Source organism: Sphingobacteriales bacterium (assembly GCA_016711285.1).
Lineage (GTDB): Bacteria > Bacteroidota > Bacteroidia > Chitinophagales > UBA2359 > JADJTG01.
In genome coordinates this window covers 331,963-357,672 of record JADJTG010000002.1, presented here as the reverse complement: position 1 = coordinate 357,672, position 25,710 = coordinate 331,963, and the positions used below count along the sequence as shown (strand labels likewise).

Annotated in this window: 21 protein-coding genes and 4 pseudogenes; 15 read left to right on the top strand and 10 right to left on the bottom strand. The window is 42.0% G+C overall.

All coding sequences use genetic code 11. The features are described 5' to 3' along the window. Nucleotide 1: 1 nt before the first annotated feature. Genes IPL35_01775 through IPL35_01765 form a run of 3 tightly spaced genes read right to left on the bottom strand, consistent with a single transcriptional unit; the run spans nucleotide 2 to nucleotide 1,414 of the window. The gene (locus IPL35_01775; GenBank protein ID MBK8442198.1) at nucleotides 2-694 is read right to left on the bottom strand and encodes a GWxTD domain-containing protein; all 693 of its coding nucleotides are present in this window, start codon (nucleotides 692-694) and stop codon (nucleotides 2-4) included. Next, nucleotides 691-1,065 (bottom strand): hypothetical protein, encoded by a 375-nt coding sequence (locus IPL35_01770; GenBank protein ID MBK8442197.1) that lies wholly within the window; start codon nucleotides 1,063-1,065, stop codon nucleotides 691-693. The genes IPL35_01775 and IPL35_01770 overlap by 4 nt, the downstream gene beginning before the upstream one ends. After that, nucleotides 1,016-1,414, bottom strand: a complete 399-nt coding sequence (locus IPL35_01765; protein ID MBK8442196.1) for a hypothetical protein — start codon at nucleotides 1,412-1,414, stop codon at nucleotides 1,016-1,018. Before IPL35_01765 ends, IPL35_01770 begins: the two co-directional genes overlap by 50 nt. A 300-nt stretch (nucleotides 1,415-1,714) precedes the next feature. Here IPL35_01765 and IPL35_01760 point away from each other — a divergent pair, with 300 nt between their 5' ends. The 11 genes and pseudogenes from IPL35_01760 (at nucleotide 1,715) to IPL35_01710 (ending at nucleotide 8,466) form a co-directional block, all read left to right on the top strand. Further along, on the top strand, nucleotides 1,715-1,933 hold the full coding sequence (locus tag IPL35_01760) for a hypothetical protein (protein MBK8442195.1): 219 nt from the start codon (nucleotides 1,715-1,717) through the stop codon (nucleotides 1,931-1,933). 52 nt (nucleotides 1,934-1,985) lie between these two features. Further along, on the top strand, nucleotides 1,986-2,144 hold the full coding sequence (locus IPL35_01755) for a hypothetical protein (GenBank protein ID MBK8442194.1): 159 nt from the start codon (nucleotides 1,986-1,988) through the stop codon (nucleotides 2,142-2,144). A gap of 31 nt (nucleotides 2,145-2,175) precedes the next feature. Next, nucleotides 2,176-2,652: a hypothetical protein gene (locus IPL35_01750; GenBank protein ID MBK8442193.1), complete on the top strand. Its 477-nt coding sequence runs from the start codon at nucleotides 2,176-2,178 to the stop codon at nucleotides 2,650-2,652. 98 nt (nucleotides 2,653-2,750) lie between these two features. Continuing rightward, nucleotides 2,751-3,071, top strand: a complete 321-nt coding sequence (locus tag IPL35_01745) for a hypothetical protein (protein ID MBK8442192.1) — start codon at nucleotides 2,751-2,753, stop codon at nucleotides 3,069-3,071. A gap of 106 nt (nucleotides 3,072-3,177) precedes the next feature. Then, complete coding sequence (locus IPL35_01740) at nucleotides 3,178-3,702, top strand: hypothetical protein (protein MBK8442191.1); 525 nt, start codon at nucleotides 3,178-3,180, stop codon at nucleotides 3,700-3,702. A gap of 26 nt (nucleotides 3,703-3,728) precedes the next feature. After that, the gene (locus IPL35_01735) at nucleotides 3,729-4,046 is read left to right on the top strand and encodes a hypothetical protein (GenBank protein MBK8442190.1); all 318 of its coding nucleotides are present in this window, start codon (nucleotides 3,729-3,731) and stop codon (nucleotides 4,044-4,046) included. A 220-nt stretch (nucleotides 4,047-4,266) separates the two neighbouring features. Further along, nucleotides 4,267-4,695 (top strand): hypothetical protein, encoded by a 429-nt coding sequence (locus IPL35_01730; protein ID MBK8442189.1) that lies wholly within the window; start codon nucleotides 4,267-4,269, stop codon nucleotides 4,693-4,695. A 42-nt stretch (nucleotides 4,696-4,737) separates the two neighbouring features. After that, the gene (locus IPL35_01725) at nucleotides 4,738-5,580 is read left to right on the top strand and encodes a hypothetical protein (protein ID MBK8442188.1); all 843 of its coding nucleotides are present in this window, start codon (nucleotides 4,738-4,740) and stop codon (nucleotides 5,578-5,580) included. Between the two features lie 1,169 nt (nucleotides 5,581-6,749). Then, nucleotides 6,750-7,602 (top strand): annotated as a pseudogene (locus IPL35_01720) (transposase). 340 nt (nucleotides 7,603-7,942) lie between these two features. Continuing rightward, on the top strand, nucleotides 7,943-8,119 hold the full coding sequence (locus IPL35_01715) for a hypothetical protein (protein ID MBK8442187.1): 177 nt from the start codon (nucleotides 7,943-7,945) through the stop codon (nucleotides 8,117-8,119). Continuing rightward, nucleotides 8,068-8,466 (top strand): IS1 family transposase, encoded by a 399-nt coding sequence (locus IPL35_01710; GenBank protein ID MBK8442186.1) that lies wholly within the window; start codon nucleotides 8,068-8,070, stop codon nucleotides 8,464-8,466. The genes IPL35_01715 and IPL35_01710 overlap by 52 nt, the downstream gene beginning before the upstream one ends. Before the next feature lie 258 nt (nucleotides 8,467-8,724). Here the strand turns inward: IPL35_01710 and IPL35_01705 are convergent. Then, a pseudogene (locus IPL35_01705) lies at nucleotides 8,725-9,774 on the bottom strand (glycosyltransferase family 2 protein). Nucleotides 9,775-10,040: 266 nt separating this feature from the next. Between IPL35_01705 and IPL35_01700 the strand changes: the two are divergent. The 3 genes and pseudogenes from IPL35_01700 (at nucleotide 10,041) to IPL35_01690 (ending at nucleotide 13,803) form a co-directional block, all read left to right on the top strand. Further along, nucleotides 10,041-12,086, top strand: a pseudogene (locus tag IPL35_01700) (tungsten formylmethanofuran dehydrogenase). 131 nt (nucleotides 12,087-12,217) lie between these two features. Next, complete coding sequence (locus IPL35_01695; GenBank protein MBK8442185.1) at nucleotides 12,218-13,195, top strand: hypothetical protein; 978 nt, start codon at nucleotides 12,218-12,220, stop codon at nucleotides 13,193-13,195. Between the two features lie 14 nt (nucleotides 13,196-13,209). Further along, a complete protein-coding gene (locus IPL35_01690; protein ID MBK8442184.1) occupies nucleotides 13,210-13,803 on the top strand; it encodes a dephospho-CoA kinase in 594 nt (197 codons plus the stop codon). Nucleotides 13,804-13,878: 75 nt separating this feature from the next. Here IPL35_01690 and IPL35_01685 read toward each other — a convergent pair whose 3' ends face one another. Both IPL35_01685 and IPL35_01680 read right to left on the bottom strand, forming a co-directional pair. After that, nucleotides 13,879-14,055, bottom strand: a complete 177-nt coding sequence (locus IPL35_01685; GenBank protein ID MBK8442183.1) for a hypothetical protein — start codon at nucleotides 14,053-14,055, stop codon at nucleotides 13,879-13,881. Nucleotides 14,056-14,087: 32 nt separating this feature from the next. Then, the gene (locus tag IPL35_01680; protein ID MBK8442182.1) at nucleotides 14,088-14,396 is read right to left on the bottom strand and encodes a hypothetical protein; all 309 of its coding nucleotides are present in this window, start codon (nucleotides 14,394-14,396) and stop codon (nucleotides 14,088-14,090) included. Nucleotides 14,397-14,976: 580 nt separating this feature from the next. On the opposite strand from IPL35_01680, the pseudogene dnaE reads away from it, so the two are divergent. Further along, nucleotides 14,977-18,521, top strand: a pseudogene (gene dnaE / locus IPL35_01675) (DNA polymerase III subunit alpha). A 105-nt stretch (nucleotides 18,522-18,626) separates the two neighbouring features. Here the strand turns inward: dnaE and IPL35_01670 are convergent. The 4 genes from IPL35_01670 to IPL35_01655 all read right to left on the bottom strand — a co-directional run bounded on the left by IPL35_01670 (nucleotide 18,627) and on the right by IPL35_01655 (nucleotide 25,516). Further along, the gene (locus IPL35_01670; GenBank protein ID MBK8442181.1) at nucleotides 18,627-20,249 is read right to left on the bottom strand and encodes a T9SS type A sorting domain-containing protein; all 1,623 of its coding nucleotides are present in this window, start codon (nucleotides 20,247-20,249) and stop codon (nucleotides 18,627-18,629) included. Nucleotides 20,250-20,322: 73 nt separating this feature from the next. Continuing rightward, nucleotides 20,323-21,717 (bottom strand): T9SS type A sorting domain-containing protein, encoded by a 1,395-nt coding sequence (locus IPL35_01665; GenBank protein MBK8442180.1) that lies wholly within the window; start codon nucleotides 21,715-21,717, stop codon nucleotides 20,323-20,325. Between the two features lie 32 nt (nucleotides 21,718-21,749). Next, entirely contained in the window at nucleotides 21,750-23,210 is a 1,461-nt protein-coding gene (locus tag IPL35_01660) for a hypothetical protein (GenBank protein MBK8442179.1), read from the bottom strand. A 65-nt stretch (nucleotides 23,211-23,275) separates the two neighbouring features. Beyond that, nucleotides 23,276-25,516: a right-handed parallel beta-helix repeat-containing protein gene (locus IPL35_01655; protein ID MBK8442178.1), complete on the bottom strand. Its 2,241-nt coding sequence runs from the start codon at nucleotides 25,514-25,516 to the stop codon at nucleotides 23,276-23,278. Nucleotides 25,517-25,710 lie beyond the last annotated feature (194 nt).

Sequence of the window (25,710 nt, the reverse complement as noted above, 5' to 3'; positions counted from 1 at the left end):
ATCAGGGGTCAATAGCACCACTGTTGTTGCGGTTGTATTTGAGCAGACGGCTTTTCCATTCGGGGTCGCGGACTTCGCCGTTGGCATCGGAATGAACAAGCCGCATGTCGTTGCGCATCAAATCATCATCACTAAACACAAAAATTACGTTGTTCTGGCTTTTTATTTGGTAATACTGCCAAATTTCGTAAGGCTTTATATCGCGTTCAAAATCAGCGAAATCAACGGAATTGGGCGCACCGTATTGTAAATATACCCTGCCTCTGTCGGTTTCAAAACCATTATAAATGGGTCCGGCATATTTGCTTTCTACATAATCTACTTCTTTTTTGTAGCGTAAAAAAGCAGTTTCGGGATTGTAGGCATCGCGTTGTGTCCAAAAATTATACAAAAAATTGCGCTGATATTGTATGTCGCCGTTTTTTTTGAGGTTGATGATAATGTCGCGCTCATCGGGGCGGGCAATGGGGCGCAGCGAGCGCACATAAAAAGTAACCTGCTCATCGCTGAGGCTGCTCACGAAAGTATGTGCCGTGTTGAGTTCGTTGAGTTGCTCCAAACTCACGCTTTCGTGTGTGTGGTTGCGGTAAAAGGCGGCGCGGCGACTGCACAATACTTCGTTTTGGGCATTGCGTACTTCGAGCAGCAATTCGTTATTGTCAGAGCTGAGGTCGGCAACATTTACCTCGCTCAACAGCGCATTGACAGGTGCTGCTTTTGGCGTTTTGAGCCGCCGATATTATTAATAGCCAAACTGGAATCTTTGCGTACCACCTGATACGTCACCACATAATCCTGCGCATTGGCGGCTTGGTGGCTGTTGTAAATTTCGGCATAAAAACTCAATTTCGTAAAACTGTCGGGATAATACGGAAATACATAAGGCACCATTTCTATGCCATTGCGTACAAAAGATTTTTTGGACTCGGGTGTTTCTTTTTGATACACTTCCAAAAATAAAACATCCGACACCGACACCGCATTGGCAGGATACGCTTCAACGATGAGGTCGCTTTTAAAAGTTCTGCTGTCGGCAGCCGTTCCGTTTTCGTCGCCTACCTGCAAATGCAGCGTATAAACGCAGCGGGCAGGGTGTAGCGTTTGATGTCCACCAAATTGATTGCGACTTATCGGCTTCGGCAAAATTGGGGCTGTACAATATATATTTGTCGTAGGCTTTTATTTGTTCGCCCTGCTCCACCCACAATGCAATGTTGGCGGCTGCCTTTTGCGAGCCGTCCGTTTGGGCGGCGGTATTGAGGCTTTTAGCCGGCACGCTGATATAAATTTCTATATACGAACCCACTTCGGGATTGTAAAAAACATTGTAAGAATACACCACTTCTACGGCTGCTGCCCACTGCGCCGACAAAAAGGCGGCACAAACGAAGATGGCAAAGAATATTTTTTTCATATTGTTGAAAAATTTTTTGAGAAAAAATAAAAACAAACAAAATGTAAAAGCACCCCGTGCTGTTTACAACACGAAATTACACCATCTTGTTGGGAATAAGTGCATATTGCTTAAAATGAAATGTCATGGAAATTTAAAAAAACACATTTTGAGTTATTTCTTGCCTTTGTAATAGCAGCCGCGGCACTAAAAATAGAGATTTTCGTTTGTTTTTTGCCTATCACAATAGCAGGAGTTAAGTGTGACCATTCTCCGCACACTTTGTCTAAACAGCAACTTATTTTTATTTTAAACCAAACTATGTATTATTATGAAAAAATTAACACCACCCTGCCCCCCCGCATTGCGCTATTAGCGAGTTTTTTATTGATGTTGTTATTCGGTGCCTGCCAAAAGCCCGAAAATGACGAACTGTTGTCACCCGAACCCACTACGCAATTTGACAACGGAAAATCAATGGCGACGACAACGACTGCGCCCTCTATCAAAACTTTGAAGCCGAATTTTGCTGGAAATTAGAAATCAACAACGGCGGCAACCTCATCACTTATTTCAACGACCCCAGCAATAGTTGCCGCGATTGCGTGGGCAAACCTTTATCATCAATGGCGGCGGCAAGCAATACACCGTGCAGCCCTACAGCCGCCCCGATGCAGGCGTATTTTTGGTAACAGATGGCTCTACCCGCTATCTCTTATCCAATACCACCTCGGCTATATCAAGCAGGTAAAAAGTAGTACCGCCCCAACAAAAACCTGAGTGTGGTATATCGTGTGGCGCAGGAGGTGCTGAAAAGCAGCTACAATATGTCGCAGATAGGGAGCAAACTCGGCAGTGCGGCGCAGCCTTTTCTGTTGAGCGATGGTACGCTGAAACTCAACGTGAGCAGCAACTTTTCCGGCGACAACCTAAACACCCTGAGCCGCTACGAAATAGGCAATATGTGCGAAAACCAAAAACGCAATGTGGTGAATTTGTATATGGAAAAATTGGGCTTTACGAGTGCGAGCAGTACCTATACTTATGAGTATATGATAAATGTGGCTTTGAGCAATTGCGGATTTAGTTGCAGCGGCAACGGTTTGCTTTCGGTAGCAAGTGCCTGCGCCGACCCAATTTGTGTATTCAACGGTATTATGGGGCAAATAAATGCGGACAATACCACCGACCAACAGAAAGTACAACGCGCTTTTTTGCAGTATGGGTTGGGTAATATAGCTGAAAATGATCCTTTTTAAACAATAATCCTATTTTCGTTGGCGAATTATATGACTATCTGATTGCTAGTTTAAATAGCGAATCTTGTAATTCTAAGGAAATATTTTGTCGCCTTACTATGGTCTTGAAAGAGATAGAAAAAAAACCGACAGCATTAGTACAGAGTTGTTTAAGTAATCCTCTTTATACAGATGATTGGGTAAGTTTGTCTTTATTTAACCCATTAGATGTAGCGGCAGTAAGCGATAAATTAAATTCTATGAATCAAAATACTTGGTTAAATGGTTGGATTCAAACTTTACAAAATGCAACTTATGGACCTATTGTACCTGTAGAAGATGTGGGGATTCGCATTAAAAGAATTGTACCAGTTGTAAATTTGGATTTTTTTGGCATTAAAATTACACAACTCCCAAAAACGATAATGGTATCACAATGACTCCAAGTGAGTTTTTAGAATATATACGAAAAAATTGGAGTACACCTGAAGTAATCGGCGAAAATAATGATTGTTATAATTCTATACCTCCACAAGGGGGCAGTTTTTGTACAACGCAGGTTATGAAACTCAAGAACAAAGTAAATGGTTATCTAATAACCCCTTGGGTACTATTTTTACAATAGAGATGGCAGATGATGGCTCGGTTATAGCATCTGATTATGCTTATGGTTGTTGTTGGGTATTTGCTACCTATGGTGCTCCTGGATTAGCTGCTTGGCAAAATTCTTTAGATGGTTTTCATCCCGTAAGTGGAAATAGGCGTTTTGGTTTGCGAGATAATGGTGATGGAACATATACATTTTTCACACAAGGAGTAGATAGATTGACAGGTTGGTGGCATATTCTTGCTGATGCAACACCTTTTGTTAATGCTTTTGATGATGCTGATCAGTTATGGGTGTGTTTATTGGGGCATATAAAAGAAATTGTAGAGGAACGTCAAGGAAGTGTTTCCAATGTTTATGAAATACAAAAATGCCGACCTCTCCTGCCCGAATACAACGAATTTTTGTATGAAAGATGTAATGATGACCCCGCCGATTTGTTTGAATCTCCTTGCGGAAATTGAATATCCAAATTAAAAAACACTTTTTTATGATGGGGTCAGGATATTTTATAATGATGGCACTCTTTGTTTATCTTATAGAAATTATAGTATTGAGTATCTTTTTTTTCTTTTCAAAAAAAATAAAAACACTTATTCAATTTGTATTTTGGGGTGGTTTTTTACCACAAATACCATTTATAATTTTGATAATATATTCTATATTTTTAGCTTGTCAGCTTTCTATGGGTTTAGAAAGAAAATCCTTATCTAATACTATTGAAGAATTGTTGTTGTATGAAACATTAGCAAACTGGGGAGGTATGTTTTATGGTTTGGTACATTACTTTATTTTTGTAAAAAGATAAAGAATATATGAACTCCCCCCCGCCGCCTGAAAAACACACCTTCGGGCGGCGGTTTTTTTGTTGTAGCAACTCCCCAAAAAAGCCGTGACCACTCCCCCGCGCACTTTGTCTAAACAACAACTTATTTTTAATTTTAATTTTTAAACCAAACTATGTATTCTTATGAAAAAATCAACACCACTCTGCCCCCCGCATTGCGATTGTAGCGAGTTTTTTATTGATGTTCTTATTCGGTGCCTGCCAAAAGCCCGAAAATGACGAACTGTTGTCACCCGAACCCACTACGCAATTTGACAACGGCAAAATCAATGGCGACGACAACGACTGCGCCCTCTATCAAAACTTTGAAGCCGAATTTTGCTGGAAATTAGAAATCAACAACGGCGGCAACCTCATCAGCTATTTCAACGACCCCAGCAATAGTTGCCGCGATTGCGTGGGCAAACCTTTTATCATCAATGGCGGCGGCAAGCAATATACTGTACAGCCCTACAGCCGCCCCGATGCAGGCGTAGATTTTTTGGTAACAGATGGCTCTACCCGCTATCTCTTATCCAATACCACCTCCGGCTATATCAAGCAGCTAAAAAGCAGTACCGCCCCAACAAAAACCTCAGCGTGGTATATCGCGTGGCGCAGGAGGTGCTGAAAAGCAGCTACAATATGTCGCAGATAGGGAGCAAACTCGGCAGTGCGGCGCAGCCTTTCTGTTGAGCGATGGTACGCTGAAACTCAACGTGAGCAGCAACTTTTCCGGCGACAACCTCAAACACCCCTGAGCCGCTACGAAATAGGCAATATGTGCGAAAACCAAAAACCGAATGTGGTGAATTTGTATATGGAAAAATTGGGCTTTACGAGTGCGAGCAGTACTTATACTTATGAGTATATGATAAATGTGGCTTTGAGCAATTGCGGATTTAGTTGCAGCGGCAACGGTTTGCTTTCGGTAGCAAGTGCCTGCGCCGACCCAATTTGTGTATTCAACGGTATTATGGGGCAAATAAATGAAGATAATCCTGACGACCAACAGAAAGTACAACGCGCTTTTTTGCAGTATGGGTTGGGGTTGAGTGCAGAACAAATAATAGAGTTCGCATCTACTCCAAATTATAATCTTTTTTTTGAAATAATAGGTTTAAATATGGATCCGTGCGAAAAAATTAACTTGATGGATAAAATAGCTTTGTATACTTTGAATCCAGAACTTATTCCTGATGTAGATAATTTTATTCTTCCTGATCCTAATATTACTCCAATAGAAGTACCCGTTATTGATAATGGCATAACAATATTAAATATTCAAGGACAACAAGATGTGTGTGTTAAAGCCAAACAAATTGCAGAGACCGTAAATAGGGGGAATACAGAGGATTTATTGTCAGGGTTGAATGGCAACGATACTGGTATCATCTCTTTTGGCAATAATGATTTAGATGCTGCTTATTTAGGGACTGAAATGAAGAGTTTATTTACTATCTTTTCTATGGGACCTTTGCAGACAATAGGTTATGATCTTATAGATTATTTTTAACCAACACAAATAGTAATAATGAGTATGTGAACCTAACATTTTCACAAAGGGTAAGTGAAAGTAATGTAATGAAAACATTCGTTAAGAGGGTAGCAGAGCGGTTTGCTGATGAACTAAGTTCTTGTGATAATAGTACGAGTGATGTATTTTTTATTTGTGATAACGTTAAAAGGAAGACCCTTTATATATACAACGTCCCATATTTAATGGGTATTATCATAGAGCTAAGGGTCTACAGATTTTACTTAACGATACAGAGCAAACCAAAGTATATTTAGACAGTTCGATTGCATAGACAATACGCAATGGCAGGCAACTTTGCTTTGAGGTGGTGGATCATTTTGGCTTAGATAGAAAGGGATAAGCTTGTTTATCAAGGGTATAATGACAGTTTTGCTGCGTGGTGGAGGCTACAGCATACCTTAGGAAAAGTTCCATTTAAAACAAAAGTTATTGTAACAGCTCAAGTACAAGGAGAATGGTAAAAATACTCATTATAAAGATTTGCTTATGGTGGTTTCTATTATTTGCAGTGTCCTTTTTTGCGAGTTGTTGTTCAGAGGTTTCGTCTCCTTTAATAATAGAACCGCTTATAATTAAACACCTTACTCACCGCGACTCTATCAATAATAAAAGTTATATTGATAGGGGAAGGCTGCCATTTAAAACCAGCTATTATTTAGTCAGTAATTTTACTAATAAGCAAGAAGTCGTCTTAGATAGTTTTGCCTGTGCAAACAAACCAAGCGAACAAGACATGAATAGATATCAGAATATTGAAATTCTGTTTTTCGCAAAACAGACATCACCAACAATGTTAATTTAAATGAATTGCCCGGTTATTTTGACGATTATACTGAGCGATATGATTTTTATTTGTTCTTATTATTGGGGTACCAGATCATCTTGTAAACCAGATGTTCATTATAGTGGAAAGAGCAAAAACGGTTATACTTGGTGGAATCTTTGGTTTGTAAAATTAGTAGATAGACTAACTATGCGGATGGGTGGAGGGAGTAAATATGTAGGTGTGCCTTTTGAGTGTTTGTAATACCAAATGAAGTTGTTTAGAGTTTCATAAAACAGGGAATAAGAGCAGAAAAAAAGGCATAATTTAAAAAAAATACACTCATTCTGTTAGATCTTTGTGGTTACTAAATCATAAAAAAATCAACAAAGATGAGTGTACTAAGCAAAGATATTGTAAAAAATGGATAGTTCCGCATTTAATATTGGGTAGTCGGGGTCCAAAATCAAGATTCCTATAGAAGACATCGTTATGGCTATTCTATATCGCTTAAAAACAGGCTGTCAGTGGCGAGAATTACCGATGGGATCCTTTTTTTCTGTTGCTGATTTTAGTTGGAACAGTGTGTTTCAACATTTCAATAATTGGTCAAAGTGGGTTGTTGGCGCAAGGCTTGGGTAAATTTGCTCCGATCTAAGTGCCAATTTTTGGATATGTCTAGTGTTGAATTTGATGGCAACCATACGCCCGTAAAGCGAGGCGGACAAGCGGTGGGGTATCAGGGACGAAAAGCCTGCAAAACAAGCAATAGCTTGTATATGTCAGATAAACAGGGAATTATGTTGGCAATGGCGAGTCCGCAAGAAGGACAACATCACGACTTGTACCAAATAGAAGCCCTTTTTAAAGAAGTATGTGCTATGTTAAAAGAGGCGGGTATCTCTTTAGAAGGGCTGTTTTTAAATGCAGACCCCGGATTTGACAGTCTGTCTTTTTCTAAAGCCTGCGAACAAGAAGGCATCTTTGCCAATGTCAAACCCAACCCGCGCAACGGTGCTAACAAAAACGAAGAACCCTATCAAGACGGAACGCACATCTTTGATGAACAACTTTATAAAAATAGGTCGGTTATTGAACACGCAAACGCTTGGATGGACAGTTTTAAAGCCCTTTTAATCCGTTTTGAAACCTCCTCCCGAAATTGGACTTCACTTTCACTAATTGCTTTTATTGCTATTTTTATTCGCAAATTGGTCAAAAAAAATAAACTCTAAACAACTTCAATAAATATCTAAATGACTCAGTATGTAGAAAAAACCAATCTTGTATATATTAAATGTGATATTATTCCTAATAGGTAATGGTTTTATAACAACTGATTAATTATCTTAGCGCAATAAAAACAGTATATGATAATAGAGATAAAAACTTGCCGTGATTGCAGCCCAAAATATAAGAAAAAACGGACACTGCAAAACAACAAAAAGCAGAAATTTCATTGCAAAGCTTGTAATAAATACGGTACGTTAGAATTAGAGGAAAAATGTAGCGAATCGCGAAAACAAGAGATTATGTCAGCCTATTTAGAGCGTCCGAGTATGCGAGGCATTGCTCGTGTTTTTTCATATATCTCGTAATACGCTGAGAGCTTGGCTGATGGCAGCGGGACAGGAGCAGCGTACCATAGAGGAAACGCTGCACGATGTACCCACCACAGGAGATATTTTGGAGTACGATGAATTACAACATTTTGTAAAAAAAAAACACAAAAAAGGTGGTTATGGACAGTAATTAGCCGTAAAACTCGCAAAATCATTGCATACTTCATTGGAGACCATAGTTTAGAAAGTTGTAAAAAACTTTGGGAAAACATACCTGAGCGTTTTCGTTTCCAGCAAAGTTTTAGTGATTTTTGGGCTGCTTACAACTTTATTTTTGAACAAACAGGACAACATCAACTCGTAGGTAAAGATACTGGACAAACCAATCATATGGAGCGTTGGAACAACACCATTCGGCAGACTTTTGGTAGGCTCACGCGAAAAACATTGTCTTTTCTAAAAGCGATTTTTTCAATGACATTGTTATCAGGCTTTTTCATCAGATACAATATTGCCAAATCACCAACAGTTAATTAAAAACCATTACCCGCAAATTGGTCAAAAAAATAAACTCTAAACAACTTCAATAAATATCTAAATGACTCAGTATGTAGAAAAAACCAATCTTGTATATATTAAATGTGATATTATTCCTAATATTATTGATAATATCAGCCACTTTGAATAAGAGAATTGAGCCTGTGGAACGACTATGTCTAATAGATACTTTAATGGTATAAAAAATAATTCCGCCCCCCGCCGCCCGAAAAACATACCTTCGGGCGGCGTTTTTTTTTAGCTCTGCATATCGGGCAACTGCGCAAAAGTACGGCACTTGCGCACAAAAAACTGCCACAGCACCGAACGGCGATACAACCCCTTTTCGTTGGGTGCAGCCAAAGCGTAGCGGCGGCGCAAGTGGCGGAGTTCCTGCCGTTTGCGCCACTGCTGCGGCAGCGACCCCACCGCCCGCCACACCGCTTTCACAATAGCAAATGCCGCCTTTCCGTTGCCTTTTACCAATTGCTGTATTGCCGCCAACATATCCAATTTTAAGCGCAAAGGCAGCACCCACCACAAACGGCGGACGGACATATTCTTGAGCATCATCGCCCAGTTGTTCCGAAAATTGAGATATGTTTTAAAAGGATTTGCCGCTGCCAAAGTGCCGCCGCCCACATGATACACCACCGATTGCGGACATACCGCAATGCCGTAACCCGCATTTTTGAGCCGCCAGCAAAGGTCTATTTCCTCCATGTGTGCAAAAAAATCGCCGTCAAAACCGCCCCACCGATGATACAACTCGCTCCGAATGAACAAAGCGCAACCGCTTGCCCAAAAAATTTCAACGGCATCATCATATTGCTGCCGGTCGTATTCGCATACTTCAAAAATGCGCCCGCGACAAAAAGGATAAGCCAATATATCCAAAAACCGCCTGCTGCTCCGGCATATTCAAAGTGTTGGGGAGCTTGTTGTGCCAGCACTTTGGGTTGGCAGGCGGCTATATGCGGCTGCGTGTGGAGCATTTCGAGCAAAAGGCTCTAAATAATGGGGGCTTACTTCCACATCGGAGTTGAGCAATAAATAATAAGGCTGTTGAATTTGTTGTAGCGCACGGTTGTAGCCTTCGGCGAAGCCGTAGTTGTTTTCCAAGCATATACATTGCACTTGCGGAAAATACTGACGCAGCCACACCACCGAAGTATCAGTAGAAGCATTGTCGGCAACTACTATGGCGGCATCGCCGCTATGCGCTACTACGGAAGGCAAAAAAGTTTCGAGCCATTTTTGTCCGTTCCAGTTGAGAATAACAACAGCAATATCGGAGAGCGCGGGCATTTTTTTACAAATAAAATTTTTAATAAGTAGTAGTACAAAAATAGTTTGTATTTATAAAATGACATAAATAATTGATAATCATATATTTATGCTAACTAAAAACTAAAAACTAATCACTCACAACTATTTAAATGGTATTCCGCTCAATAATTTTGTGATAGCGGCAAAGCTACTAAAAATAACAAGCACACCGCACAATATCTTTGCACGGCTTATTAGCTTTTAAGCTAAAAAATTAGCATTTTTGCAATTCAATTTGTTGATATATGCTTTCAAAAGACCTTTTGTTGCGTGCGTTTCGCCTGATGGCTACTGCTAAAACACTCTCGCAAGTGTATGAAGATAATTTTAAATTGGTATCAAAATACGTGCACGCCACTTCGCGCGGACACGAAGCTATCCAGATTGCGATGGGCTTGCAGTTGCTACCCAGCGATTATGTATATCCCTACTACCGCGATGATGCGCTTTTGCTTGCTATGGGGTGTAGTCCTCAACAATTGATGCTTCAGATTTTTGCTAAACAGGACGACCCCTTTTCGGGCGGGCGCACTTACTATTGTCACCCCAGTCTCCGAGATACCGACAAACCTCAAATTCCGCATCAGTCATCGGCAACGGGTATGCAGGCAATTCCGGCGACAGGTGCGGCGATGGGCTTGCGCTACAAGCGTGTGCAGGGATTGGAAAAAAACATAGATGCAGCCCCCTTGGTGGTTTGCTCTTTGGGCGATGCTTCTGTTACCGAAGGCGAAGTGGCGGAGGCTTTTCAAATGGCGGTACTCAAAAAACTGCCAATTTTGTATTTGGTGCAGGATAATCAGTGGGATATTTCGGCGTATGCCCCCGAAATTCGCGCTATGAACGCCGCCGAATATGCAGCTGGTTTTAAAGGTTTGGAAGCACGCTCTATTGACGGCACTGACTTTGAATTGTGTTATCGCACCGTAGCCGATATGCTCGCCACCATTCGCCGCGAACAAGTTCCGATGTTGTTGCATGCGCGTGTGCCTTTGCTCAATCATCACACGTCGGGGGTGCGCAAAGAGTGGTATCGCCACGATTTGGAAGAGCAGCAGCAGCAAGATCCTTTTCCAAAAATGAAGGCTTTATTGAAAAAAAATAAAATAAAAACTGCCGACCTCGAAACAATAGAACAAGAAGTATGGACGAGTGTACTGGCACAATTTGAGGCGGCTCAACAAGCTCCCGACCCGCAGCCCGAAACTTTAACACATCATATTTTTGCTCCTACCTCTATTATCCAAGAAAACGGCACGCGCAGCCCCGCCGACAAAAAACCTACCGTGATGGTGGATTGCGCACTTTTTGCCATTGAAGAAATTTTGCAACAGCACCCCGAAAGTCTTTTGTATGGGCAAGATGTGGGCAGACGCTTGGGTGTATTTCGCGAAGCAGCTACTTTGGCTGAAAATTTGGCGATGAACGGGTATTCAACACGCCCATTCAGGAGGCATTTATCGTAGGCAGCACCGTGGGTATGTCGGCGGTGGGATTAAAGCCAATAGTAGAAGTGCAATTTGCCGATTATATTTTTCCGGGTATCAATCAATTATTTACCGAAGTAGCGCGAAGTTGTTATTTGAGCAACGGAAAATATCCGGTGTCGTGCATTATCCGCGTGCCGATAGGTGCGTATGGCAGTGGCGGTCCTTATCATTCGAGCAGTGTAGAGTATTGTTGCCAATATTCGCGGCATTAAAATTGCTTATCCGAGCAATGGAGCCGATTTGAAAGGCTTGCTCAAAGGAGCTTTTTATGACGGTAATCCGGTCGTTATTTTTGAGCATAAAGGTTTGTATTGGAGCAAAGTACGCGGCACTGATGCCGCCAAAACCATAGAACCCGCCGAAGATTATATTATTCCTTTGGGCAAAGCCAATACAGTGTTGTACGCCGATGCGGAGCAGGTGCGCCGCGGCAATTCTTTGGTGGTGATTACTTACGGAATGGGCGTACATTGGGCACTCAATGCTGCCGAGCAGTTTGCAGGGCAGGTGGAGGTGCTGGATTTGCGTACTTTGTGCCCTTTGGACGAAGTTGCTGTTTTGGAGGCGGTGCGCCGACACGGAAAATGTCTGCTACTCACCGAAGAAGCCCGCAACAACAGTTTTGCACAGGCTTTGGCGGGGCGCATTGCCGCCACTTGTTTTGAGTACTTAGATGCAGCTCCTCAAACTTTGGGTGCTGCCGAAGTACCCGCCGTTCCGCTGAATGCTACTTTGGAGGCAACGATGATTCCTTCGGCAGAGAAAGTAGCCGAAAAAATCAAGGAAATGCTGGAGTATTAAACACAAAGTTGTTATTGATTGTTTTAAATGAAAAATGTAATTTTCTGTTTATAAAAAATTGATTTTTAATGCTTTATTATAATATTTATTTGTAATTTTTTAATAGACATACTGTCTTACTTTTCCTGATTTTGGCTAAACCATCAGACATATTATCTCGTATTTTTTCGCTTGGCGGCTTGCTGTATGTGAGCGATAAGGCGGCGTATTTTTTATTTTTCTGTTTGGCTTTTAATGTATGGTTGGTCAATCGTTTGTCTGAAAATACTTATTTTATAGATATTCCGCTCAATACCGATTTAATCAATATTCCCGATACCTTGATATTGAGCCGCACTTTTCCCGAACAATTGGAGGTGCGTGTAAAAGGAAGCGGCTACGATTTGCTGAGAAGTTACTTTAAATTGCGGGGCAAAACGCTCGTGTGGGATTATGCACAATTTAAATCGCGTGCGGCATTTCCGGCGCAGGAGTTGTTGGCATCTCAAGCCGATTATTTGGAAAATTTGGAAGTGATAGCCATATCGCCGCCCGAAATAGAGCTGTCGGCAGAAAGAAAAATATCAAAAATACTGCCCATTGATTTCAGATACCAAGTGCAATTTCGGGGACAGTATCGTATGCGCTACGACCGCCCTTCATTTACACCAACTTCGGTGAAAGTAAGCGGCATAAAAGTATTGCTCGATACCTTGCAAAGCATCGCCACCGATACGGTAATGCTGGCAGATGTGCGCTCTACACAAACAGGGCAGGTATCTTTGATAAAACCCTTAGCAGGCAACCTGCAATTGCAGCAGGAACTTGTGAACTATGAAATAGTAGTAGAAGAATATACCGAAAAAAAATTAGACCTTCCCATTAGCGTAAAAAATTACAAACAAAAAGGAGAATTGGCATTGTTTCCGGCTACTGCTTTGCTCTCTTGCTTAGTGCCTTTGTCGGAATACAACAAAACAACAGCAGCCTTATTTAAAGTAGAAGCCGATTTTTCAAACATACAACCCCAAGACAGCGTCTTGCATTTTAATGTTACCGAATACCCCGCCTTTGCCCGACAGGTCAATATTTATCCGTCCAAATCTCAGTTTTTTATTTTAAATCCCTAAAAAAATAAAACAATATGAAACAAATAGGCATTACCGGCGGTATGGGTAGCGGTAAAAGCTGGATAACTAAAGTATTTGCACAGTGGCGTGTGCCGGTGTATGATGCCGACAGCCGCGCAAAATATGTGATGCAACACGATGCCCTGCTGAAAATACAATTGAAGGAGTATTTTGGTGAGGCGGTATTTGATGCACAGGGAAATTTGCAGCGTGCTTATTTAGCGAATATGGTGTTTAAAGATGCAGCGGCACTCCGACAGCTCAACAGTTGTGTACACCCCGCCGTGCAGCGCGATTATGAAATTTGGGCAGCGATGCAAAGAAAACTCCGAATGCCGTATATTCTTAAGGAAGCGGCTTTGCTTGTAGAAAGCGGCACTTATCGCTATTTAGATGCACTGATTGTAATAACAGCCCCGCTCGATTTGCGCATAGCCAGAGTGCTGCGCCGCGACCCTGCACTTTCGCAAGCCGATGTAGAAGCCCGCATTGCCCGCCAAAGCAGCGATGCCGAAAAAATCGCCCATGCTCAGGCGGTGTTGGTAAATGACGAAACAACGCTGCTGCTGCCGACTATTGTAGAGTTGCACCGACAATACAGCCAATAGTGGCAGTGTTTAGTTTTGAATGATGAGTTCTTAATTAAGCGCATTATTCTCCATTCTCAATTATTTTCTTTTTTTTTACTCCAAAAAAGCCTCTACATAGCCTTCCGGCAATTCAAAATAAATACTTTTGCTGCGGCGGTTAATATCTGCAATCTGGTCGGGGTGCAGCGCAATGGGCAAGAGGTGTTCACTCATACGCACTTGTGCTATTTTTTGCTGCGGCAATTCTTCAATGCTTTCTACCACTCCCAAAAACGTTTCGCCGTTATACGCTTTATAACCTTCTATAAAAACAATTGCGCCTCTATCGCCGCCTTTAAACCGCGCACCGCCGCCACCTCCACCGACACGCTGCACCCTTTCAGGGCATCGGCGGCATTTTTGTCTTTGCTCTCCTCCACCTGCAAAATCGCCCCTTGCGGAATGGCTTGCAGGCGTTGCACCATATAAGGAATAGGCGTACCTTTTTGCTCAATATACACCACTTTTATTTTTGATAAAAAATCCATTATGTATGGTTCAACATACAATTTTAGTTCGCCTTTGAGGGCGTGCGCTTTTTGAATATAGCCGATAGGGTGAAACTGTTCCATATTTTTCAGATAAAATATAAGATTTTCAGATAAAATATAAGATTTTCAGATAAAATATAAGATTTTCAGATAAAATATAAGATTTTCAGATAAAATATAAGATTTTCAGATAAAATATAAGATTTTCAGATAAAATATAAGATTTTCAGATAAAATATAAGATTTTCAGATAAAATATAAGATTTTCAGATAAAATATAAGATTTTCAGATAAAATATAAGATTTTCAGATAAAATATAAGATTTTCAGATAAAATATAAGATTTTCAGATAAAATATAAGATTTTCAGATAAAATATAAGATTTTCAGATAAAAGCGAGGTTCAGATAAAATATAAGATTTTCAGATAAAATATAAGATTGACTGATTATAAAATGCAAAAATAGGATATACATTTGAGCAAAAGCGATATTTTTTGAGCTGTAAAATTGCCATTGCAAAAACTTTTATTATCAAAAATTACTGTATTGGTTTTTATAAAATATCATTGGCTTCCCTCAAATTTGATGGTAGTTTTCTGAAAAAAAATGCCGAATATTGCACTGCTTATTTTACTTCCATTTACTTCTTTGTATCGCTTATGCCTGTATTCTCACATCTTCACTGCCACACTCAATATTCTTTGTTAGATGGTGCCGCGCCCATCAAAGATATGGTTGCCAAAGCCCAAAAAGATGGTATGCCCGCCGTGGCACTCACCGACCACGGCAATATGTTCGGTGCTTTTGAGTTTGTAAATGCTGCACAAAAAGCAGGTATTATTCCGGTGGTGGGCTGCGAATTTTATGTAGTGGAAGACCGTTTTCAGCGCACTTTTACCAAAGAACAAAAAGATAAACGCTATCATCAGCTATTACTCGCCAAAAATCAGGAAGGCTATCGCAATTTGTCAAAATTGTGTTCTTTGGGATTTATTGAGGGTTTGTACGGCAAGTTTCCGCGTGTGGATAAATCGCTTATCAAGCAATACAAAGAGGGTTTAATTGCAACTACCTGCTGCATCGGTGCCGAAGTGCCCCAAGCTATTATATTCAAAGGGGAAGCTGTTGCCGAGCGCGTTTTTTTGGAGTGGTTGGATATTTTTGGCGAAGATTATTTTATTGAATTGCAGCGTCATAATCTGAAAGATATTGACGGAACGGGCATCAGTCAGGAAGATGTGAATCAAGTGTTGTTGAAATGGAGCAAAAAATACAATATTCCCGTCATTGCCACCAACGACTCGCACTATGTTGATGAAGCCAACGCCGATGCGCACGATATTTTGTTGTGTGTGAATACCGGCGACAAACGCAGCACGCCCGTTGGCGAAGGCAAAGGCTACCGTTTTGGGTTTCCCAACAATCAGTTTTTCTTTAAAACACAGGCACAAATGGAAGTCCTTTTTCAAGATGTGCCGCAAGCCTTAGATAATACCAATTTAATTATAGACCGCATCACACCGCCAAAACTCAAACGCGATGTGCTTTTGCCCAATTATATATTGCCCGAAGGTTTTGCTACGCAAGATGATTATTTGCATTATCTGGCTTTTGAAGGGGCAAAGAAAAAATACGGCGAAATAGACAGCACGTTGGAGGAGCGTTTGAATTATGAGTTGAGCGTGATAAAAGAAGTCGGTTTTCCGGGTTATTTTTTGATAGTGCAGGACTTTACGAATGCGGCGCGTGCTATGAATATCGCCGTAGGACCGGGCAGGGGTTCGGCGGCGGGTAGCGCGGTGGCTTATGCCATCGGCATCACCAACATTGACCCCATTCGCTACAATCTGCTCTTTGAGCGTTTTCTGAATCCCGAGCGTGTAACAATGCCCGATATTGACATTGATTTTGACGATGAAGGGCGCGACAAAATTATTGATTATGTGGTGAAAAAATATGGCGAGCGACAAGTGGCGCAAATCATCACCTACGGCACAATGGCTTCAAAATCAAGTATCCGCGATGTAGGGCGCGTGTTGGATTTGCCACTGCCCGAAACCGACCGCATCGCCAAATTAGTACCCACCCATTCCGATTTTGATTTGACCGACTACTTGGAAGGCGACACCGAAAAACTCAAAGAAAAACTCAAAAACGAACAGGCAATGGAGCATATTAAAATGCTGCGCCAAATTGCCGAAGGCAAGGACCTCAGAGCACAGGTGCTGCGCGAAGCCAAAACCCTTGAAGGCTCGGTGCGCTCCACCGGACTGCACGCTTGCGGCATCATCATTTCGCCTTCCGATATTGTAGAGTATATTCCGGTATGCACCAACAAAGAATCTAACTTGTTGGTAACACAATACGACAACTCTTTGGTAGAAAGTGCGGGCTTGCTCAAAATGGACTTCTTGGGCTTAAAAACGCTCACCATTATCCGCGATGCCATTGAGAATATCAGCAAACAACACCAAATTCCGCCCATCAATCCCGATGAAATCCCTTTAACGGACGAAAAAACCTACCAACTCTTTCAAAACGGCGATACCATCGGCATCTTCCAGTTTGAAAGTCCGGGTATGCAAAAATACCTGCGCGACCTCAAACCCAACAATATAGAAGACCTCATCGCCATGAACGCCCTCTACCGCCCCGGACCGATGGAGTTCATTCCTTCTTTCATCAACCGCAAGCACGGCAGAGAAACCGTAGAATACCCGCACCCCTGGCTCGAAGAACTCCTGCAACCCACCTACGGAATTATGGTGTATCAGGAGCAAATTATGCGGGCTGCCCAAATTATGGCAGATTATACACTCGGAGCAGCCGATATTTTGCGCCGCGCCATGGGAAAGAAAAAACCCGAAGAAATGGCAAAACAACGCAGCGTTTTTTTGGAGGGAGCGATGAAAAAAGGGGTGGCAGAAAAAAAAGCCAACGAAATATTTGATATGATGGAGCGTTTTGCGGCCTATGGTTTCAATAGAAGCCACTCGGCGGCTTATTCGCTGCTTGCATTCCAAACCGCCTACCTCAAAGCACATTATCCGGCAGAATTTATGGCGGCGGTGCTCACGCACAATAAAGACAATACCAAAGACCTCAACTTTTTTCTTACCGAATGTAATAATATGAATATCACGGCTCTTGTTCCCGACCTCAACGAGAGTGCTTTGCATTTTACCGTGAATAAAAAGGTCAGATTCGTTTTGGCTTGGCTGCCGTGAAAGGAGTAGGAGAGGCGGCGGTAGAAGAAATTATTTCGGTGCGCAACGAGGGCGGCGCATTTAAAAATGTATTTGATTTTGCAAAGCGGGTGAACTTGCGCACTGTCAATAAAAAAAGTTTTGAAAATCTGTGTGCCGCCGGAGCTTTTGACAGTTTTGGATTGCCGCGTGCTCAATATTTGGCAGACAACAACGGCAGCAACGGCATAGAAACCATTTTGCGTTACGGCAATACCCTACAACAGCAAAAAGAAAGCGCGCAAATATCTTTGTTCGGAGGTGGCAGTGATCAGGATATTCCCGAACCCAAATTGCCGCAAGTGGAGGAGTTCGGCTTGATAGAAAAACTCAACCGTGAAAAAGAAGTAACCGGCATTTATTTGTCAGGACACCCCCTGCAACGCTATCAGCGCGAAATAAACTGCTGCTGTAATTGTACCTTAGACGAATTAGACAATTTTCATCAGAAAGAAGTGCGCTTTGCCGCAATGGTGACAAAGTCACAGCACCGTGTATCGGCGGGCGGTTCAAATTACGGCACTTTTACTGTAGAAGATACCAACAGCACTTTGCACCTGAATTTGTTTAAAGAGGATTATCTCAAATACAAACATTTTTTTGAGGAAGGCACACTCTTGCACATTCGAGGTATGTATCAGGAACAAAGATGGGGGGGCGATGCTGCCAAATACGAAGTAAAAATCAACGAAGTACGGCTTTTAGATGATGTATGGCGCGATATAAAACATCTTACTTTACACATAAATTTGCACGATATACAAGAAAGCTGGCTGCAAACAATGGATAATTTGTTTGAAAAATACGCCGGAAATCTGCAAGTAACGATAGAGATAGTCGACGACCGCCAGCAAATACAACTGAAATCGCCGCAGCGCAAACTCGCCTATCACCCCGAATTATTTGTACAATTAGACCGTATGAAGCAGATAGCTTATGCGGTTAAAGTGAAAGAATAAAAAAAAAGAAAAACACAAAAAACGTATCTTTCTTTTTCATCGCTTCACGAATTTTTATCGTCTGAACCACTGATTTATCGGATTAAATGATTTTTGGGATTTTTTTCATCGCTTCACAAACTTTTGGGTAAATACTCTGCCTGACTTCGTATAGGCTCGCAGCAAGTAGATGCCGCTGGCGAGGTGGGCAACGGAAAGCTCGTTTTCTGCTCCGAATTGTGCTTCATTTACTCCCTTTTGCGCTTCATTTACTCCCCCTGACCCCCTCTCAGAGGGGGAATTTGTACTCCCCCTTGCCCCCTCTAAGAGGGGGAATTGCTGTCCGAGGGTGTTGTATATTGCTATATTAGTGAGGGCTTCGGGGCTGTGGAGCGTGAGGCGGTTGGTGGCGGGGTTGGGGGAGATGCTGAAAGTGCCGTTGTTGTCGTTGTTTATTTCGTCTATGCCTACAGTCCAGGGGACGATGTGGAGGCTGTCGCAGTCGGTGGGGGTGCAGGTATTGCCGAGGCTATCCAACTTGACGACCCAGGCAAATTGTGGCGGCTCATACTGAAAGCCACAGGCTACAAAGCCGCCGTCTGCGGTGCGCTCTATGTCTTTTAAGTATGTCATTTTATCGGCATTTACGGTCAGGAACTTCTGCCACAGCACCTCGCCCCATTGGTTGTGTTTAATAATGCTCGCTATTCTCTCATTCAATTCATTATCTGTAGAGGCTACTCCAATATAATCGTTATTTGCTAACATCAAAGGCTGTCCATGAAAAGAATTTACGCCATATTTTAATTGTGTATCATATTGTGTATCATATACAATGCTGCCGTCATCATAGCGCAGGTGGGCAATGTACATTGTTGAGGGTTTTACCTCAACCAAAGTGCTGTTTCCAAAGCAGCCGTGCAACAGAAAGGTGCTGTCGTTGAGTGGAGCTACTAAGGCACCACAGTCCCAATTATCGGCTTTTCCTATTTTCTTTTCCCATTGCATATTTCCGAGGTTGTCGGTTTTTAGGAGTTGCATATCGGTGTTGCCGTCCCATTCGGGTTCTGTTCGCGTGTTGCCCGAAAGCACATAGCCTCCGTCTGGGCTTTCTATGACGTTGAATGCCTGAGAAAAATACCCTAAATCGTATTGTTTGCGCCACTGTATAAATCCATACTGGTCTGTTTTGATAAGTGACATATCATAACCGTCATAACTCGCCCCTGCTATGGCATAGCCGCCGTCTTTGGTGGCTATCAGTTGCCAAGGAAAGGCGTTAAAATCGTCATAAATTTGCTCCAACAATAGATTAGCTTCGCTGTCGTATTGTGCAAAACGAGTAGTTTGGGTATTACTGGCTCCGTCCACTAATAGAGTATGAACTATGATCAAATTTCCATTACTATCTTGTATCATACAATTAGGTCCGGGTAAACCACTAAGATTAGTGTCTGTATATACATCACGCAACCAAATTTGATTGCCGTTTTTATCTATGTGGGTAAAATATAAACTTCTGTGAAACGCATTAGAGTTGTCCGTCCAGTTTCTTGTACCTGCAAAAATATAGCCTCCTTGTGAGGTTTGTTCTATCGGAAAAGCTAATAAGCTGTTATTGCCGTTTGTATCAGGACTATAAATTTTATTAAAAAACACTGTCGTATCTGCCCCTTCCTGAGCCGGAGCAATCACAGAAAAACAGGTGCTTATAAATAAGGCAAGCGTAATAGCGATATTGTTTTTCATATAGATATCAAAAGAATAAAAAAAGAAATAAAATACTTTGGGAGTAAAACCTCCCAAAGTATTTGTGCAACATTTATCTTACAATACTCAATTTATTAACATGGTTAATGCCTTCTATTTGCAATAGATATATTCCTATGGGTAAAGCACGAATTGAAACAGGGTTGTTGCCTGTTTCTAAACGAACCTTCATCATCGGTTTTTTATTCATATCGTAAATAGTTAAGTTCGTAGCTTCTTTACCATTCCACTCTATATATACTACATCATCGGCGGGGTTGGGCACTATATGGTACTGTGCCGGTGCGGCTGTATCGGTGGCATCGGTGTTTGTATTGCTTTTGCCCGCCGTGCTGGCTGTTTTTTCTACATAGCGCACATATTTGGCAGTGCCGTATTGCACCAAAGCTGCCTCGGCTAAGGCGGTGGCGTAGGAATGGTTGCCGCTTGCCCAGGCTTGCAGTTTTTGGAGTTCCTGCTCGGCAGAGCCGATACCCTGTTCCAATTTCAGCATAGATTGCACCACATTTTTAAATTTGCCGTTGGCGGTGCTGTTGGGCAACTGGTTGAGTTTTTGGTCGCTTTTGGTGTATTCGGTTTTTTCCAAATACTCACCCGCCAGCACTTTTTTGCTCAGGTCGTCGTTTTTGCACTCCAAAGCCAAGCGTGCGGCTTCTTTGTCGCCGCTATTCAGGAGGTAGAGGAGCATGCGGTCGTCAAGTTGGTCGCAGATAAGTTCTTCAAATTCTATTTTGCAATTAGGGATAAAATTATTGCACTGTTCCTCAAAAACTATATTATTCCCTATCTCAACAACATTGTCAGTTTTAGAACCGGTGGCATAGCGAAAAACTAATTTTGCGCCCAAATTTTTGATATGGGGCAGGCTGAGGTCGTTGTGCCAGTCGCAGACGAAAGGAGTGAGTGGTTGAGTAACAGTGATAGCTTCACAACTTCCCTGCGGGGGCAGCACGGCACCTGCTGCGAGATACCAGTCGATGAGGGGGTTTTCTTGGTAGGAGTTGCAATTGAGCTGCACCGATTCGTTGCTGCCTATAAATTGCGTACCTACGCCAAAAGCCCCGCGCACGATGTTGTTGGTAATATAGGCACGCATGGTGCGGTTGGGGTCGGTGTAGGTGCATTCGCGCACAATAATACCCCGGCTGCCTTTGGTATTTATGGGGTCGTCGTCGTTGGCAGTGGGCGAGCCTTGCAATACTATCTCGTTTTCGTGCACCTCTGCACCAAAGGAGTTCCACAGATGAATACCATAGCCGGCATCTACGCTGTTGGTGATGTCGCCGGAGCTTATTTCATATACAGCGGTGGGTACTTCTTGTATCATATTCCTCGTGATGCTGGTCATTGGGGCGGTATTTATGGTAATGCCATGGTGGCAATGGCGCAGGGTATTGGCGGTAAGGGTAGGTGCCAATACAGAAGTAAGCGTACCAAATATATCCATTCCCTGATAAAGATTATTTTGCTCGTTGCCTTCTATCCAAACGGGGGTGTTGAGCGAAAAGATGCCGTGCCTCGCTTATCTTTCCAAAGGGCAGGTCCGGCTTCAAAGGTATTGTTGTTGATTTCAATACCCTCACCGCTGCGGCGCAAAGATACCCCTACATAGTTTGCACTGGTTTGGTTGTTGTTGAAGGGTTCTAAGAACTCAAAAAGGCTGCCGAGTACAAAACTTTGGTTTTGTGCATTGGTTTTGCTGCCGACATACCGGCGCAAATCTACTCCTGTGAGGCAGTTGCGGAAGGTGGAGCCATTTACTTGTACGATGCCGCCGCCGCCATCTTTTATGGCATTAGGTGAAAATTGGACATAGGCAGTTTGTACGCCGGCGATGGCATTTTCTAGGGTGGCATTGTTGAGTATAGCAATACCATGGTTGGGGGTGGTGCCATTGGTGTTATAAGTGAGGGGGTGGGCTATGAGGGGGTCGCCATCTACGATGATGCCGCGCCAAGGTTCGCAGAAACTGGTCAGTAAAGCACCATTTACGTTGAGCCTTCCGCCCTTCATCACCGTAATACCTGATTGTTCGTTGGCGAATACAATGTTGGTGGGTGCGTTGTTATCTCCATTATTTATCGTGAGTACTCTACCCGCAGGTACGGTAATCACTCCTTGCACCAAGTGGTTGCTGTTCCACACTTCATCTTGTTGCAATGTGCGGGTAGTTTGCAAATAATCGCCCAGATAATCTTTTATGGTGATTGCTTCGTTGGTACTCGTAGCGGGATCATCAGGGATAATTGCCGTGCTTAATAAACCTTCGGGCAAGGCGCAGTGGTCTTTTACTCTCAGTGACATAGCAGGGCAGTTGTCGGTAGGGGTAGATTTGCATATGAATTTCCCCATTTCTGCTAGCTCATCAGTATGGAACGTTGCATCCCACTTACAATCGCTGTGTACCATATCAGTATAAAGATTGCAGTAATAATCATAGCCGTAGGAGGGCAAGTTGAGTTGTAGTTCAATAGGGTCTACTTCGCCATACCAGTCGTTTTCTTCAATGCAATTTTTATTCAATATAATAGTATGAATAGTGCCGTCAATATCTCTAAAACGCGGTTCTGATTGCAGAAAAAAGTTAAAATGTACAGGACCTGCATTTGAATAGCCCTCTACATTTTCCGTTTCGCCATCTTTCATTATATCTATCACATAATTACCCTCTCCAAAATGTACACCGCCGTTATCTGTCCATTCTTCTGGAGTGGCTGCAAAAAAACAAATTGCTTGTGGATAATCATTATAATTGGCAGAATTATCTAAAATAAAGGTATTACTATTGATATTTACGGGGATGGAGCAAGCGGGATTGATTATTTTGATACAAGTATGTGGGTCGGCACCGTAACCAGCTTCGCAATCTTCATTAGATCCGCCTAATCGGAAAAGGCAACCGCTAATATTGATACCACAATCAGTGCAGTTGGGCGGCATAATGTATACACTGGTGGTGTTCATCGTAATACCCGTGTAAGCTCCGCATTCAAATACACAATTGGTTATATTAATAGTGGGGTCGTCGTTATCATCAGTGGAAAAATGTTGCCAAGTGGATATGGCTCATCTTTACTGCGCAAGGCAGAAATGGGCAGATTAATTTGAGTAAGGCAATTGTTTTTGAAAATGCAGTTGCTGATGGTGACATTGTCAATTTTATCGGATTCGTCTGTTTCGGGTTCCAAATCAATACCGCCCTGCGAAAAACCAGTAGTGCCTTCAATGATGCAATTGGTGATATTCAAATCATCTACATTTGATGCTCCGATACCGGTTCGGGCAGCACGAAAAATATGACAATTATCAATGGTGATATGTTTAGGCATATAGGGTTTTTCTATAATATCAGGATTGATTGCTGCTATCCAAACAGCGTCGCCCTCCAAATTGCGAATGGTCATATTTTTGATGGTAATGTATTCACACTCATTGGCAATATCAAAAGCAAAACGATTTTCACAAAAATCACTGGCATCAATGGATATCAGGTCTCTTTGCATATCAATAACAGAACTGCCTATTCCTGCTCCCTCAAAGCTAATGTGAGAACATTTGACCAAGTGAAACAAACCATTATTGCAGTCCGATAACATGTAGGCACAGGGCAAACATTTATCGGGGTTATCAACAAGGTAATCATTCATAAAAGGAGTATAGTCTGTTACAAACCAACAAGCATTATATATAGCAGGGAAATTATCTATGTCATTGGCAAGATCTATCATATTGGTACCGCAACCCTTGGCAATTGCTTCCTTAATAAGATTCAAATCAATGGTAATGGGATTTCCGTAAGGGTCAGTGACATCGTGCCAAATTTCGTTTTCTTCATCATAATAAGCAAAATTTTCTAAGATGGGGAGCGGAGACATCGTCAAATCAAAGGCATTTGGAGAAACATCATCTGTATGTGTATGAAGGGGGGAAGCCAAATAATCTAATTTTTCTTCAACCGCTATTAAACAATCCATACCATACATATAAGGATACAACTCGGAACGGTCGTAATAGTAATTGGCATATCTTTTTTTCAATTGTCGTAGCGCGAAATTTGGAAATTCAGGTGTATCCGCAATGGCATTGATGTATGCCAATCCATCGCAATTAGTAGATGTATTGCCTGTTGCACCGTCCTGACACATAGCAACTACAGGGCAATCGGTGCAGGGAATACAATCGTTACCGTCGTCTTCGTCACAGGTAGAAGGGTTGCATTGTCCATTAGTGCAATAAATATCTGCCGCGCAATCTTCGGGGTTTAAAAGTACGTACCAATTCATATTCGGATAAGTGCTGAATACACAATCTAAATAAGCATTGAAACTTTCTATGGTTTTGTTGGGATCAGCTAAAACAGTTTCAAATTGCCCATATCCAGCATAATTAAGACAGGTGTCATCGGGGATAGTAGGGAAAGGATTTGGTTTTTGGTAAGCTCCACAGGTATTGGGCAGAGCATTTAGAAGTGCTACGATACGGTCATATTCGCTACATTCGGAGACAGGCTCTTTGCACATAGCGGGTACGCAGTAATTTGTTGAGTAAAAGATGTCCTGTTGGAGGTAATTGATAAATTGACTACATTTATTAAAATTCTGTAAATAAAAACAGGATCTAAATCCGTAATCACCTCCTATATAGCGTGCTACTTTATAGAGTTCATAAGAAGCGGCAGCATTGAGGGCATCTAATTCGGCATAACTTAAATAGGGGTCTTGCATGCCTTGAAAAACATTTCCATCATAAAAACACAGATCGTTGTATATAATAACACCTGCATCTATTTGTATTATGATGTTATGTTTGTCGTTTAAATGTATGGGCTGAAAGTAAAGATGTTTAGTATCGTTATCAATGTTGGCTACATCTGTTGGGTCAGTAATGCAGGTGTTCTTTTTGCAAGATTTTCCGACGGGTAATCCATCAATCAAAACAGTCCCCCCTCCGGCGGCATTGGCTTCATCAATTAAACTCAAAAAAGATTCTTTTATTTCCGCAGAAGTAATAATGCTAAGGCCTGGATAATCACTTGCTAAACGATTAGATAGCACATAATTGTTCTGCCCCCAAGCCACTTTACCAAATATCAGCAACATAGCCATAGCAGTTATGAGCCTTTGCGGTTTCCATAATGCAGAGCAGGTACGCAGTACCTTCCCCAAATTATGACAAATAAAATGAATGTGTTGCTGCACTATCGCCTTCCTCGAAAGCAGCGCGGCGGGTTGTTTGTTTTTTCTCATAACGAAAAAAAATTAAATGGTTAAGAAATAAATTAATATACGTCCCAATGCCTTGCGGCAATTGAGTTTTTTCTTTCTTTTAAAAGGCAGCAGTTTTCTAAGCACTGCAATTACCTTGTAATAGTCGTGGAACGGACGGAACGATACTTTAATATTTACTCCTCATTACTGCTTACTCACCCTAAGTCTCAACG